The organism is Bradyrhizobium sp. AZCC 1678 (assembly GCF_036924765.1).
GTDB lineage: Bacteria > Pseudomonadota > Alphaproteobacteria > Rhizobiales > Xanthobacteraceae > Bradyrhizobium > Bradyrhizobium algeriense.
The window spans coordinates 4,191,664-4,205,843 of record NZ_JAZHSE010000001.1; the positions used below are offsets into that span (position 1 = coordinate 4,191,664).

The following is a 14,180-nucleotide window of genomic DNA, read 5'->3' on the forward strand; positions in this document are numbered from 1 at the left end:
TCGCAAAATCATCCGGTGAGAGGCGGCAGCGAAGGCGGCCGAGTGACCCGGAACTCCCGGCACCTTGTGGCGGTTGCGCTAAACGAAGCGGACTGCGTGCAAGGGGGCAAAACAAAAGGAATAGGCCATGACCACCCCAAAAACCCGGCCAACCATCGTTCTCGGCGAAAGCCATTCGTATCCGGTGTTGCCGCTCCGCGACATCGTGGTTTTTCCGCACATGATCGTGCCGTTGTTTGTCGGCCGCGAGAAATCGATCCGCGCCCTCGAAGAGGTGATGAAGAACGACGCGCTGATTCTGCTCGCGACGCAGAAGAACGCGTCCGACGATGATCCAAGCCCGGATTCGATCTATGAGGTCGGTACGCTCGCCAGCGTGCTGCAGCTGCTGAAGCTTCCCGACGGCACCGTGAAGGTGCTGGTCGAAGGGCTCGAGCGCGCGCGCGTGCAGAAATATTCCGACCGCAGCGAATATTACGAGGCGACCGCGATTGCGCTTGCCGACACCGACGCCAATTCGGTTGAAGCCGAAGCGCTGGCGCGCTCGGTCGTGTCCGACTTCGAAAGCTATGTGAAGCTGAACAAGAAGATCTCCGCCGAAGTCGTCGGCGTGGTTCAGGCGATCACTGATTTTGCCAAGCTGAGCGATCAGGTCGCGCAGCATCTCGCCGTCAAGATCGCCGATCGCCAGGGCATCCTGGAGACGTTGTCCGTCACGCAGCGCCTGGAGAAGGTGCTGGGCCTGATGGAGAGCGAAATCTCGGTGCTGCAGGTCGAGAAGCGCATCCGCTCGCGCGTCAAGCGCCAGATGGAGAAGACCCAGCGCGAGTATTACCTGAACGAGCAGATGAAGGCGATCCAGAAGGAGCTCGGCGACGACGAAGGTCGCGATGAGCTCGCCGATCTGGAAGAGAAGATTGCCAAGACCAAGCTTTCCAAGGAAGCGCGTGAGAAGGCCCAGCACGAGCTGAAGAAGCTGCGCCAGATGTCGCCGATGTCCGCGGAAGCAACCGTCGTGCGCAACTATCTCGACTGGCTGTTGTCGATCCCGTGGAACAAGAAGTCCAAGGTCAAGAAGGATCTGGAGGCCGCGCAAGCGGTGCTGGACGCCGACCATTACGGGCTTGAGAAGGTCAAGGACCGCATCGTTGAGTATCTCGCCGTGCAGTCGCGCGCCAACAAGCTGACTGGACCGATCCTGTGCCTGGTCGGACCTCCCGGCGTCGGCAAGACCTCGCTCGGCAAGTCGATCGCGAAGGCGACGGGCCGCGAGTTCGTGCGCGTGTCGCTCGGCGGCGTGCGCGATGAAGCCGAGATCCGCGGTCACCGCCGCACCTATATCGGCTCGATGCCCGGCAAGGTCATCCAGTCGATGCGCAAGGCGAAGACCTCGAATCCGCTGTTCCTGCTGGACGAGATCGACAAGATGGGCGCCGATTTCCGCGGCGATCCGTCGTCGGCGCTGCTTGAGGTGCTGGATCCCGAGCAAAATGCGACCTTCAACGATCACTATCTGGAGGTCGACTACGATCTGTCGAACGTCATGTTCATCACGACCGCGAATACGCTGAATATTCCCGGCCCGCTGATGGACCGCATGGAGATCATCCGGATCGCCGGCTACACCGAGAACGAGAAGGTCGAGATCGCGCGCAAGCACCTGATCCCGAACGCCATCTCCAAGCATGGCCTCGATTCCAAGGAATGGTCGATCGACGACGATGCCTTGTTGCTGATGATCCGCCGCTACACCCGCGAAGCGGGCGTGCGTAATCTGGAGCGTGAGCTCTCCACACTTGCCCGCAAGGCGGTGAAGGAGCTGATGATCTCCAAGAAGAAGTCGGTCAAGGTCACCGAGAAAACGCTCGAAGACTTCCTCGGCGTGCCGAAGTACCGCTTCGGCGAGATCGAAAGCGAGCCACAGGTCGGTATCGTCACCGGACTTGCCTGGACCGATGTCGGCGGCGAGTTGCTGACCATCGAAGGCGTCATGATGCCCGGCAAGGGCAAGATGACGGTCACGGGCAATCTGCGCGACGTGATGAAGGAGTCGATCTCGGCGGCGGCGTCTTACGTCCGCTCGCGGGCGATCAACTACGGCATCGAGCCGCCGCTGTTCGACCGGCGCGACATCCACGTCCATGTGCCTGAGGGGGCGACCCCGAAGGACGGACCGTCGGCGGGTGTGGCGATGGCCACCGCGATCATCTCGGTCATGACCGGCATCCCGGTTCGCCACGATGTCGCGATGACCGGTGAGATCACGCTGCGCGGTCGCGTGCTGCCGATCGGCGGTCTGAAGGAGAAGCTGTTGGCGGCTGCCCGCGGCGGCATCAAGACGGTGCTGATCCCCGAGGACAACGCCAAGGATCTCACGGAGATTTCCGATGCGATCAAGGGCGGCATGGAGATCATCCCCGTGGCGCGGCTCGACGACGTCGTCGCCAAGGCGCTGGTCCGCACGCCGGTGCCGATCGTCTGGGAAGAGGACACCAAGGTGCCGGTCAAGCCCGATGGCGCCGACGAAGCGGCCGGTGGCCTCACGGCCCACTGAGCCAGTTTGTTGCGAAATGATAAAACGGCGCCTTCGGGCGCCGTTTTTGTTTTGCAAGGGTCGAAACTTCGATTTGGCAAGCGGAGTTGGAAGGGGATGGAAATCGACGGGCAATGCCACTGCGGGCGGGTGACCTATCGGGCCGATATCGATCCCGCGAAAGTATCGATCTGTCACTGCACCGATTGTCAGAACCTGACGGGCTCACCGTACCGGGTCACGGTGATCTGCTCCGAAGCCCAGGTCCGCATGACGGGCGCGCCGGCGAAGATTTACGCGAAGACCGGCGACAACGGCCGCACGCGTTTCCAGCATTTTTGCGAGGGCTGTGGTTCCCCGCTGTTCACCAGCGGCGACGGCGGGCCGGACGATTGGGGCATCCGCTGGGGCAGCATCCGCCAGCGCAATCAGATCAAGCCGGCGCGGCAAATCTGGTGCCGCTCGGCTGCGCCGTGGATCAACGATCTCAGGGAGTTGCCGGGCAGGCCGGGCGACTAGTGCGACCGGACACCCGAGCTATCCAACCCTTGCATCAAAGGGGGCCGCAGGGCTAAACAGGCGGCTCAAGGGCGGCTAGCTCAGCTGGTTAGAGCATCTCGTTTACACCGAGAGGGTCGGCGGTTCGAATCCGTCGCCGCCTACCAGCCTTCGCGCTGACGCGCTACGGCTCGGCAAGCCAGCCTTGGCGTCAGCGCGAAGGCTGTCGCGCCGAAGCTCGAAGAGCGAAGGCGGACTGATCGAAAGTTTCCGCGCACATGGACGCCCCCCAAGGCCACGAACAAAACGCTGACCAGGTCGCCTACTGGAATGGACCGGCCGGGCAACGCTGGGCCGCGCGGCAGGCGGAGCAGGACGTCGTGCTCGGGCCGGTCGCCGACCTAGTGATTGACCGGGCGAAGCTGAAGCCGGGCGAGCGCGTCATCGATATCGGCTGCGGCAGCGGCGCCACGACGATCGCGTTCGCGCGCGAGGTCGCGCCGTCAGGCCATGTGCTCGGCGTCGACATATCCGGCCCGATGCTGGAACGGGCGCGGCAGAGCGCGCCGAAGGATTTACCGGTCGATTTCGTTCTTGCCGACGCCACCGTCTATCCGTTTGAGCCCGCCAGTTTCGATGTGCTGGCTTCGCGGTTCGGCGTGATGTTCTTCGCCGATCCCGCGCTGTCGTTTGCCAACATGCGCAAAGCGCTGCGGCCCTCGGGCCGGCTGGCGTTCGCCTGCTGGCGCGAGCCGCGCGAAAATCCGTTCTTCATGGTGCCGCTGCAGGCCGCCTACAAGCACGTGCCGAAACTGCCGCAACAGGGGCCGGAAGATCCCGGGCCGTTTGCGTTCGCCTCGGAGGCGCGCGTCCGCCGCATTCTCGATGTGGCCGGCTTTACCGACGTCGAGATGGAGGCGTGTCCGCTGCTGCTGGATTCCGCGATCGGCCGCGGTCTCGAAGGCGCGGTGCAGGGCGCGCTGGAGATCGGTCCGGTGAGCCGCGCGCTGGAGGGCCAGCCGGAAGAACTCCGTAAGGCTGCCGCCAATTCGATCCGCGAAGCGCTGACGCCGTTCTCCAAGGGCGATGCGGTGTTGCTGCCGGCATCGGTCTGGATCGTGACGGCAAGGGCGTCGTGATTGAGGCGGCTCGCGCCACACTGTCATTGCGAGCGAAGCGAAGCAATCCATGCTCGGCAAGCGCGGAGAGATGGATTGCTTCGCTTCGCTCGCAATGACGGGGTGAGAGCCACGCTCTCTCCTCCCGGATCATGGCCAGACGCACGATAGTCTCGGCGGCCTTTTTCATGTCCTGGCGGCTGACCCATCCCAAATAACGCTGGATGGCCACCGCTACGCCACCAAATCGCCTGACGACTCAACGACGCTTGTTGCATCGGGCTGGCGGCGATGCGCATGGGTGCAGCAATGATGCGCTTGTCCGATCTGCATCTGACTCCGGCCCGGACCGGGTTGATTATCGTCGCAGCATTTCTGCTTTGCGCGATCGTCGTTCGAGTCATCACTGTGTCCGAACACAGCGAGATCCGCACGCACGCCACTCCTGAGAACGGCAGCCGAATACCCTTGGATGTTGGTGTCGCAGACCTTAGGGGATCGCTGCCTTAGATAGCTTGTTGGACGACAATGCGCGTCCGGCACGCAATGGACGCGAGGAACGCTATTTGATCGTCGCCTGCACGGTAATTACCGACGTGCCGGAAGCCGTCGGCCCCTGACCCGTCGCTTTGATGGCAAAGCTATCGCTTCCCTTGTATCTAGCCTTCGCCTTGTATTCGTACGTCGTTATGTTGAGCTTTTTCAACTTGCCGTGCGCCGGCTTTTTTAAGATATCCGAACTGGTCACCGTCCCGCGCATCGTGATTGGGAACTGGCAACTTTGCCCGGACGTGACGCTGATGTCGCCGGTCGAGTTCTCGCCCCAATCCGCTAATTCCACTAATTTTGGACAGTCAGAAGCGGCTAGCCCGCATTTCTCACAGTGTTGAGGCGCATCGGGGCGCGAATCAGCGAAAGTTCTTTTGCGAGAAGGACTTTGGGATGATTCAAGGAACGCCCCGATGCCGACAGAGTGTAGCGCAGAACAGTTTGATTTTGGAAGGGTGGAAGGCCGTGTTGTGGAAGCGGCCTTTGATGGCGGCCTTGTGACGTCGGATGCCGGCGCGCTGCTTCTGGGCGCGACCGACCGGGCGATCGATTTGGTGGGTCGCTTTGCGGATTGCTTTCGCGATCATCGCCGTCAGGACTTGATCGAGCATGCGGTCGGCACGTTGATCGGGCAGCGGGTCTTTGGCATCGCGCTCGGCTATGAAGATCTCAACGACCACGACGAGCTGCGGCACGATCCGCTGATGGCGGTGCTTTCGGGCAAGCTTGCAGCCCGGCGCGGGGACTGCGCACCGGTGGCCGGCAAGTCGACGCTGAACCGGCTGGAGTTGAGCCGAAACGAACCTTCGCGCTATCACAAGATCGCCTATGACGCGGCGGCGATCGAAGCGTTGCCGGTGACGCTGTTCCTGGAGGCGTACCAGCGGCCGCCGGAGCAGATCATCCTCGATCTCGACGCCACCGACGATCCGCTGCACGGACATCAGGAGGGGCGCTTCTTCCACGGCTATTACGACTGCTACTGCTATCTGCCGCTATACGTGTTTTGCGGCCGGCATTTGTTGGCGGCCAAGCTGCGCCCCTCCGACATCGACGCCAGCGCGGGCAGCGTCGCGGAGGTCGAGCGGATTGTCCGGCAAATCCGCGCCCGCTGGCCGTTCGCGCGTATCCTGCTGCGAGCCGACAGTGGCTTTGCGCGCGAGGCGCTGATGGCGTGGTGCGAGCAGAACCGCGTGGATTACCTGTTCGGGCTCGCCCGCAACACGCGCCTGGTCGCCATGATCGAGGAGGAGCTTGCCACGGCCAGGGCCGCGGCCGAGAAGACCGGCCGCCCGGCGCGCCGCTTCAAGGACTTCCAGTGGAGCACGCTCGATAGCTGGAGCCGAAGCCGCCGCGTCGTCGCCAAGGCGGAGTGGACGCACGGCGAGGCCAATCCGCGCTTCGTCGTCACTTCGCTCAGGCGCAGCGAGACGGGAGCGCGGGCGCTCTATGAGGACATCTATTGCGCGCGCGGTGACATGGAGAACCGCATCAAGGAATGCCAGCTCGACCTCTACGCCGACCGCACTTCGGCCCAGACCATGCGCGCCAACCAACTGCGGCTGTGGTTCGCCGCGATGGCCTATGTGCTGATCTGCGCCCTGCGGCGCATCGGCCTTGCTGAAACCACCTTTGCGGACGCCACCTGCGGCACCATCAGGCTTAAGCTCTTGAAGATCGGCGCGCTGGTTCGCATCTCCTGCCGCCGCATCAGGATCGCCATGGCCTCGGCCTGCCCTGCCGCCGAAGAATGGGGGCACGCGGCTCGCCGCCTGGCCGAAGCCGCCAAGGCCCGCGCCTCGCCGGCCTGACACGCGAAGCCGCGACGCGCCCAATCCGCGGTATCACCAACAAGGTCCAACGCACACTCAAAACCAAATCGCCGCCAGCGCTTTCGGCGCCACGGTCCTCGTCGCCTTCGCGCCGATCCACCAATACCCGTCGCAAATCAAATTGGCCCTGTGAGAAATGCAGGCTAGCGCTGGAGACGCGGACATTGAGCCTGTGGCTCCAACGATAAGCGCCAAAGCGGCGACCTTGGACAACCGCATAGCCGACTCCCTCATTTTCAAAAACGTGGCGTACCTGGCTTTTAACCACGTCGCTATCGCTCGCTTGCGCAAAGCGCTTGGCGTTTGTCGCAGGCATCGGCGGGATGGAGTGTCGCCGAACTCGCTACGCCCGTTCTTCCCAGATCATGGCCAGGTGCACAATCGTCTCCGCCGCCTTTTCCATGTCCTGGCGGCTGACCCATTCGAGCCGCGAATGAAAGGCGTGTTCGCCGGCGAAGATGTTGGGGCAGGGCAGGCCCATGAACGACAGCCGTGAGCCGTCGGTGCCGCCGCGGATCGAGCTGCGCACCGGTGTCAGGCCTGCGCGACGGATCGCCTCGATGGCGTAGTCGACGGTTTCGGGGTGGCGGTCGATGACCTGCTTCATGTTGCGGTATTGCGCCTTGACGTCCATCCGGTATGTCGAGCGCGGATAATCCTTCATCACCTCTTTGACGATGCTTTCGAGCAGCGCTTCCTTTTGCTGCAGCCCCTCGTCGGTGAAATCGCGCACGATGAAGCCGATGGTGGCTTTCTCCAGTGCGCCGGAAATGCCGATCGGATGCAAAAAACCTTCCTTGCCCTCGGTGGTCTCCGGCGAGCAGGTGTCCCTGGGCAGGCGGTCGACGATGGCGGCCGCGATCTTGATCGCGTGCTCCATCTTGCCTTTTGCAAAGCCGGGGTGGGTCGAGACACCCTCGATGGTGATGATGGCGCCGTCGGCCGAAAAGGTTTCGTCCTCGATATTCCCGGCGGTTTCGCCGTCCATCGTATAGGCGAAGTCGGCGCCGAGTTTCTTCAGGTCGGCCTTGTCGACGCCGCGGCCGATCTCCTCGTCGGGCGTGAACAGGATCTTGATGGTGCCGTGCCGGATGTGCGGATTTTGAATCAAAAACCGCGCCGCATCCATGATCTCGGCGAGGCCGGCCTTGTTGTCGGCGCCCAGCAGCGTGGTGCCGTCGGTGGTGATGATGTCGTGGCCGATCTGGTCGGCGAGCGCGGGGTGATCGGCGGTGCGGATCACCTGCGTGGGATCGGCCGGCAGCACGATGTCGCCGCCGCGATAATTCTTCACGACCTGCGGCTTGACGTTGGCGCCGGTGCAATCAGGAGAAGTGTCCATGTGCGAGCAGAAGCAGATCACCGGCACCTTTTTGTCAGTATTGGCCGGGATCGTCGCATAGACATAGCCGTGCTCGTCGAGATGGGCGTCTGCGAGCCCGATCGCCTGCAACTCGGACGCCAGCAGGCGGCCCAGATTCTTCTGCTTCTCGGTGGAAGGGCAGGTCGGCGACGTCGGATCGGACTGGGTGTCGATCACGACATAGCGCAGGAAGCGCTCGGTGACATCGTGGGTGAAGGCGAGGGGGGAGGCCGGCATGACGATCCGAAAAGCTGGGGCAAGGGAAGCGCTCTATAACAGAAAAGCGCCATTCCGGGTCCCCCGCCGGAATGGCGCTTCTGGTCGGATCAGGAGGGCGCGGCGGATCACACGGCTTCCTTGAGTTCCTTGGCCGCGCGGAAGGCAACCTTCTTGCTGGCCTTGATCGGGAGCGGTTCGCCGGTGGCGGGGTTGCGGCCCATGCGGGCGGCGCGCTTGCGGACCTGGAGGATGCCGAGCCCCACGATACGGACCCGCTCGCCCTTCTTCAGGTGTTTTGCGATCTTGCCGACCATGTCGGTCAGGATCGCCTCGGCGGCTTTCTTCGACAAATCATGCTCCTCGGCCAGCGCTGCGGCCAGATGCTTGAGTGTGATGGTGGCTGGAGTCGCTGCTTTCTTCGCCATATCTGGCCCTCCTCGTTGGTTGAATGGCTTTCGAGCGCGTTTGTGAAACCGGTCCGCGCCGGGAAAATGCCTTGCGTGGTGACTTGAAACCCCGGGGATACGGTGCGACCAGAGTGGGAGGGTTTCAAGAAACCCAGACGTATCAGGCCTTAAACGATTCGGGCGATAGCTGCCTGCGCTGTTTTGCCCGGAAACAGGCCATTATTTGCATCGGAATCGCAGAAACGCCCGTCTGACGCGGGGATTCGCAACGTCCTTGACTAAGCGGTAGCGGCCCTTTATGCCCTCGGTTCTGCGCGGATCAGAACATGATTACGGCATCCGCGGGAGTAGCTCAGTTGGTTAGAGCGCCGCCCTGTCACGGCGGAGGCCGCGGGTTCGAGTCCCGTCTCTCGCGCCATTTATCAATGGCTTAGCTGGTTCCCGTTTTTGGAAAAGTATTTTCATAGGCTCCGCGGAAATACTTTTGGCCGGGTTTTGTTCTATTGAATCCCCGACCTTTCGGTTTACAAAACCCGTAGTGCGATTTGTGCCAGCACTTTTCCCCGTCCGGGCCTGGCGGGTTTTGGCCCGAACTGTTAGGTAGCGCTGCCGAACCACCGCATCTAATGATCGATGGATGAGGCGCCCGTTAGTTGCCGACATAAATCGGCAGACGACCTTCCGCCTCGGCTTTGCGGCCCTCCAGAAAGTCGTTCGTGCGATATAGCGCGCCATATTGTGCATCGAGTTCGCGGTAGGCTGCGTTCTCTGCCCCATCTATCGCGAGGTGCGCTGATGCGAGCGTCGTTCGGATGCCGAGCGGCGCGCAGCCAGCGACCCGTTCCGCGATCTCGATACCACGAGCAAGCGCCTTCTCGCGGTCAGGCGCGATCTCCTGAACGACCCCAATGCGGCGCGCTTCGTCCGCTCCCCAATGGTCGCCGGTCAGCATGTATCTCATCGCGTTCGCCCAGCCTGCCTCGCGGACGAACCTCACCGTCGCACCACCACCCGGAAAGCGGCCATGAGTGTTTTCATCCTGGCCGAATCGAGCATCGGCGGCAGCGATCCGGATATCCGCGGTGAGCAGGAGTTCATGCCCCATGTTCCATGTATCGCCATGCGCGACCACAATCAGCGGCTTGCTCAGGCGCTTGATCTTTCCGAGCGGATCCAGCTCTCCTTCGACGAGTGCGGTCGGCTTTCCAGTCTTGGCAAGCTCCGTGAATGCGTCGACATCACGTTGAGCGCGGTAAATCAACAAGGCGAACGGCCCCGGGCGCACTTTAACCGGGGCCGCCCACTCCCGGCTGGGGCTTGGGGGCTATAAAGCCGGAAGCGCGGATTTCGACTCTTCGGGGAACTTCAGGTTCCATGCCCATCCTGATTTCAGTTCCCGAGCGTCCTAGTTAAGGACAGCACCGACTGTGCGGTGCCGTCCGTATTCGATCCCCGGTGTCGTGGTTTGATTTTAGGGGGTGTCCTAATTTTGCGGCTGGCGTGATAGCGTGTGGGTGTAGCCGAAAGAGGTCGACGATGAGGGCAAAATCGCTGTCAGGGTCTTTTGGGATTATTGCGGTCATACTTGCCGCAACCAGCTTCGGTGTCAGCGCTGGCGACGATTCTGCGCGTGGCCGATCAAACGATGTCATCAAATCACGACCCGCCACGGCTTCGAATAATGCTCAGAAGTATCGGCCGAAGCGCGGGTGCTTTGCGACGGGAACTTGGGATGCATCCGGTAATTCCCAAATGGTTTGCTGATGAGTGTAGAGGCCGCCTTGGCGGCCCTCCGGAACAGTGAAATACTTTTCGCCATTTTAATCACTTCCCGGCCTCTGTGAGCAGCAGCGGACGGCCCGCCACGAACCATTCACCACCGGTCCGATAGGCCGAGGACAACTGCCCCTCCAAACCGTGCAACAGGGGCCGGGATGTCGCGCACTCACAATTCATATTCAGATGCGCGATACACTCGCCTGCACGCGTACCGCCAAATGATTACCTACGGATTGTATCTGCGATTGCCACTCTTCCCCAATTATTCTCCAATTATAGTGCCTAGCGCTTGAGATGGAGCGGCCCAGGGGATGCCTCTGACTAATAGTGCAGGGTCTTTTCATGAGAGTTTCGCGGAAGGGGCGTTCCGTTCCAATGATCAGGCCGTCGCGCATTCGCAACTGACTGCCTTCATGCAATGGTGCGAGGTCCGGACGGGACAGCACCTGCCTGATCATGCTGCGATGGACCGCTTCTCGGTTGAGGACTTCCGCCGCTTTTGGCGCCTCTTCCTGGAGTGGTCCGACCTGCCTTGGCACGGCGAGGTCGAGCCAGTCTGCGTCGGCGATGCCTGCGAGACCGCGCGCTTCTTCCCAGATCTTCGTCTCAACTACGCCGAATGCCTCCTCACCGGCAGTCCCGGCCAGTCGGTCTTGACGGCCTGCCATGCTAACGGCAGCCGCGACCGGCTCACGCGGGGCGCTCTGCGCTGCACGGTTGCCCGGTTGGCGAAGTCGCTGCAGCAGCTCGGTGTGCGCCCCGGCGATCACGTCGTGGCGATCGCACGCAACAACGCCGAGGCGGCCATTGCCTGCCTGGCCACCACGGCAATTGGTGCGACTTTCGCTAGCTGCGCCCCGGACATGGGTGTGCCTGCGATCCTCCTGCGCTTTGCCCCTCTGGAGCCTGTGGTGCTCTTCGGTTGCCTCAGAGCTGAGCCATGGGATCCGGGCGTCCCCGTCTCCGAGCGCGTCGTCGGAGCGGCGGCCGGCCTGCCGGGCCTTACCGCGATAATTGCTCTGGACGACGGTTCGCTTCCCGCCGGCGAGATCATGGTGCCTCTGCACAGGCTTGCCGATCTGATCCGCGATGACGACACCGACAAGGACCCACCCGGCTGGCCGCGCCATCCGTTCAACCAGCCGCTGTTCACCATGTTCTCCTCCGGCACCACGGGCGCGCCAAAATGCATCCAGCATGGCGCCGGCGGCACCCTGCTGGAGCATGTGAAAGAGCACCGGTTGCACTGTGATCTCGGGCCGGGCGACAAGCTGTTCTTTCAGACCTCCTGCGGTTGGATGATGTGGAACTGGCAGCTCTCCGCGCTCGCCTCCGGCGTGGAGATTGTCCTCTACGATGGGCCGCTCGGGGCGCCAGACACGTTCTGGCGGATCGTCGCCGAGGAGCGCGTGACCGTCTTCGGCACCAATCCTGCCTATCTGCACTTCTGCGAGCAGAAAGACTCTTCCCCGGGTCGGATGTTCGACCTTTCAGCCCTGCGGGCTATGCTTTCCACCGGTTCCACCCTGTATCCCCGCCAGTACGACTGGGTCCGCGGCGAAGTGAAAGCGGCGATGCCGCTGCAGTCGATCTCGGGCGGCACCGACATCATCGGCTGCTTTGTCCTGGGCAATCCGGACCTGCCCGTCCATCGCGGCGAGGCACAGTGCCGCAGCCTCGGCCTCGATGTCCGCTCGCTCCCGCCGCCTCACGATCCGGAGGCGCGCATCGGCGAGCTCGTCTGCGGCAACCCTTTTCCCTCGCGCCCCCTTGGCTTTCACGGTGATGTCGACGGCACGCGCTTTCATGCCGCCTACTTCGCCCAGAACCCCGGCCTCTGGACGCATGGCGATCTGATCGAAGCCACGCCCCATGGCGGTTGGCGGTTGCATGGCCGTTCCGACGGAGTTCTCAATGTGCGCGGCATCCGCACAGGCACCGGGGAGATCTACCGCATCCTCGATTGTATCGAGGACGTCCTCGAGGCTATTGCGGTCGAACAGCAAGCAGAAGAGGAGCCAGGCGGCACACGCATGGTTCTCTTGCTCGTGCTGCGCGAAGGTCTGGTACTCAACGACAAGATGGTGAATCACATCCGCTCGGAGCTTGCGCGGTGCGGCTCGCTGGCCTTCGTGCCGGCGCGTATTGCACAAGTCGAGGCGCTTCCTGTCACCTTCAACGGCAAGCGGTCCGAAGCCGCGGCGCGGGACGCGGTGAATGGCCGCCCTGTACGAAATCGCGACGCTCTGCTGAACCCGGAATGCCTTGATGCCATTGCCAAGCATCCGGTTCTCCGAGTGCCTCCGGCTGTCAGGGGGGCGCGGAGGCCACCGCCAGGCCGTGGGGCGATCCCGGACCCTGACCGGCTACGGCAGGACCTGCAGGCGATCTGCGAACGCGTGCTGGGCATTGCGCCCATCGGCTGGTCCGATAATCTTCTTGGCTTCGGTGCGGACTCGCTCACAGTGGTGAGCCTGCTGCTCGAGATCGAGAGCTATGCCGGGTATCCCGTGCCCCTCTCGGCCTTTCTGGCGGCGCCCTCGATCGAAGGCCTGATCACGGTCCTCTCCGTCGGCGAGGAGGCAGTGACGGCGCAGCAGTTTAGTCAGTCCGGCCCGCGTCTCCGTGCCGTGGGTCCGGACGACCGGGAGCCGATCTGCCGCTTCCTTGAGGAATCCTTCCGCGAGTCGGGCATCAATGCCGCGACATGGCGTCGGCTGTTCGACCATGAGTGGTCCGATCACGGGCGCGGCTTCATACTCCTTGACGGCGACGCAATCGCTGGGTTCATCGGGGCTGTTACCGCCCGGCGGCAGGTGAACGGTGAGGCCGTGCTCGTCTGCAATCTGTCCTCCTGGGTCATACACGCGCAGTACCGCGGCTGGGGCATGGCCCTGCTTGCCTCGCTGCTGGAGGACGAGGGCCTCACCTATACGTGCTTCACCCCACAGCCGACATCTTGGGCTGCCCTGATGGCGCAGCGTTTCAAGCCGCTGGAGTCGCACAGGATCGCCATGCCGCCATTGCTGCAGGCCGAGACGCTGTTCGGGCCGAACCGGCCGGTCATCAGCTTCGATCCGGCTGTGATCCGCGAGAGGTTGACCGGCGAACAACGACAGATCTTCGACGATCACGCAACGTATGACACCCTGCAGCTCACCGTCAGCGACGGGGCCGACTATGCCTATCTCGTGGTAAAGCGCCGCATTCACCGTGTTGCGGCGAGCCGACTGGGAGGACTGGCGCGAGTTCTGCCGCTGGGAATCCCCTATTCGGACATCCTGCATTGTAGTGCACCGGAGCTGCTGTTGCGGCATCTCGAGCGCGTCAAGCTAGCGATCCTGCGGCGACAGCGGACGGCGGCGCTCGTCGGGGAGGCGCGGCTGTTTCCGGTCCAGCCACGAGGTGTGATGCTCCCGCTGCGCGCCTGTTACCGTTCCCCGCAACTCGCGGCCGGCGACCTCGACAGGCTGTATTCGGAAATCGTGCTGCTGCCCATCTGATAGGGTCGTCAACCCCTTCTTGCACGCAGTGTGTGTCCGAGGAGATTCAAATGTTCGCCGAGTAAGGGCGCTGCGCCATTTTTCAATGGCTTGATACCGATTTCTTCACGACCAGCCGCAAACAAAAAGGCCACCCGAAGGCGGCCGTTTTTATTCCAATAAAATCGATACCGCTAACGGACCGTCGAGGTGTTCGAGCTGGTGACGACCACCGCCTTGCCGGCCTTCACGACCTGCGCTGTCTGGCTGTAATCCGCACCGGTCCGGGCGGAAATGCCGAAAGCTGCCACCGCGATCCCCGCCACGAGCGCGACAACCACGATCTTCAGGTGGGTACTGCGATCCGCTGAGTGAATTGAGTGGTTCATGTGATGCCTCC

General features: G+C 62.7%; 10 protein-coding genes, 2 tRNA genes and 1 pseudogene. 8 read left to right on the top strand and 5 right to left on the bottom strand.

The window, feature by feature from the left end:
* Positions 1-127 precede the first annotated feature (127 nt).
* From lon to V1294_RS19750, 5 genes are all read left to right on the top strand, one after another.
* A complete protein-coding gene (lon, locus tag V1294_RS19730; RefSeq protein ID WP_334481184.1) occupies positions 128-2,554 on the top strand; it encodes an endopeptidase La in 2,427 nt (808 codons plus the stop codon).
* 96 nt (positions 2,555-2,650) lie between these two features.
* Complete coding sequence (locus V1294_RS19735) at positions 2,651-3,052, top strand: GFA family protein (protein WP_334499473.1); 402 nt, start codon at positions 2,651-2,653, stop codon at positions 3,050-3,052.
* 69 nt (positions 3,053-3,121) lie between these two features.
* Positions 3,122-3,198, top strand: a tRNA-Val gene (locus tag V1294_RS19740).
* 111 nt (positions 3,199-3,309) lie between these two features.
* Positions 3,310-4,170 carry a class I SAM-dependent methyltransferase gene (locus V1294_RS19745; protein WP_334499476.1) on the top strand — a complete coding sequence of 287 codons (861 nt, stop codon included), beginning with the start codon at positions 3,310-3,312 and terminating at the stop codon, positions 4,168-4,170.
* A 276-nt stretch (positions 4,171-4,446) separates the two neighbouring features.
* A complete protein-coding gene (locus tag V1294_RS19750; protein WP_334481180.1) occupies positions 4,447-4,659 on the top strand; it encodes a hypothetical protein in 213 nt (70 codons plus the stop codon).
* 52 nt (positions 4,660-4,711) lie between these two features.
* Here the strand turns inward: V1294_RS19750 and V1294_RS19755 are convergent, their stop codons facing one another.
* Positions 4,712-4,990, bottom strand: coding sequence for a hypothetical protein (locus V1294_RS19755; protein ID WP_334499478.1), 279 nt, complete (start codon positions 4,988-4,990; stop codon positions 4,712-4,714).
* A gap of 121 nt (positions 4,991-5,111) precedes the next feature.
* On the opposite strand from V1294_RS19755, the gene V1294_RS19760 reads away from it, so the two are divergent.
* A complete protein-coding gene (locus tag V1294_RS19760) occupies positions 5,112-6,509 on the top strand; it encodes an IS1380 family transposase (protein WP_334494944.1) in 1,398 nt (465 codons plus the stop codon).
* 364 nt (positions 6,510-6,873) lie between these two features.
* Here V1294_RS19760 and pepT read toward each other — a convergent pair whose 3' ends face one another.
* Positions 6,874-8,130 carry a peptidase T gene (gene pepT / locus V1294_RS19765; protein WP_334481176.1) on the bottom strand — a complete coding sequence of 419 codons (1,257 nt, stop codon included), beginning with the start codon at positions 8,128-8,130 and terminating at the stop codon, positions 6,874-6,876.
* A gap of 107 nt (positions 8,131-8,237) precedes the next feature.
* Positions 8,238-8,549: pseudogene (locus V1294_RS19770) on the bottom strand (HU family DNA-binding protein); the annotation flags it as partial.
* Positions 8,550-8,860: 311 nt separating this feature from the next.
* On the opposite strand from V1294_RS19770, the gene V1294_RS19775 reads away from it, so the two are divergent.
* Positions 8,861-8,937, top strand: a tRNA-Asp gene (locus tag V1294_RS19775).
* A gap of 231 nt (positions 8,938-9,168) precedes the next feature.
* On the opposite strand, the gene V1294_RS19780 is transcribed toward V1294_RS19775, so the two are convergent.
* Positions 9,169-9,783: an enoyl-CoA hydratase-related protein gene (locus V1294_RS19780; protein ID WP_334499480.1), complete on the bottom strand. Its 615-nt coding sequence runs from the start codon at positions 9,781-9,783 to the stop codon at positions 9,169-9,171.
* Between the two features lie 826 nt (positions 9,784-10,609).
* Here V1294_RS19780 and V1294_RS19785 point away from each other — a divergent pair.
* The gene (locus V1294_RS19785; RefSeq protein WP_334499482.1) at positions 10,610-13,801 is read left to right on the top strand and encodes an acetoacetate--CoA ligase; all 3,192 of its coding nucleotides are present in this window, start codon (positions 10,610-10,612) and stop codon (positions 13,799-13,801) included.
* A 173-nt stretch (positions 13,802-13,974) separates the two neighbouring features.
* Here V1294_RS19785 and V1294_RS19790 read toward each other — a convergent pair whose 3' ends face one another.
* Positions 13,975-14,169: a hypothetical protein gene (locus V1294_RS19790; protein WP_108516300.1), complete on the bottom strand. Its 195-nt coding sequence runs from the start codon at positions 14,167-14,169 to the stop codon at positions 13,975-13,977.
* Positions 14,170-14,180: the final 11 nt, after the last annotated feature.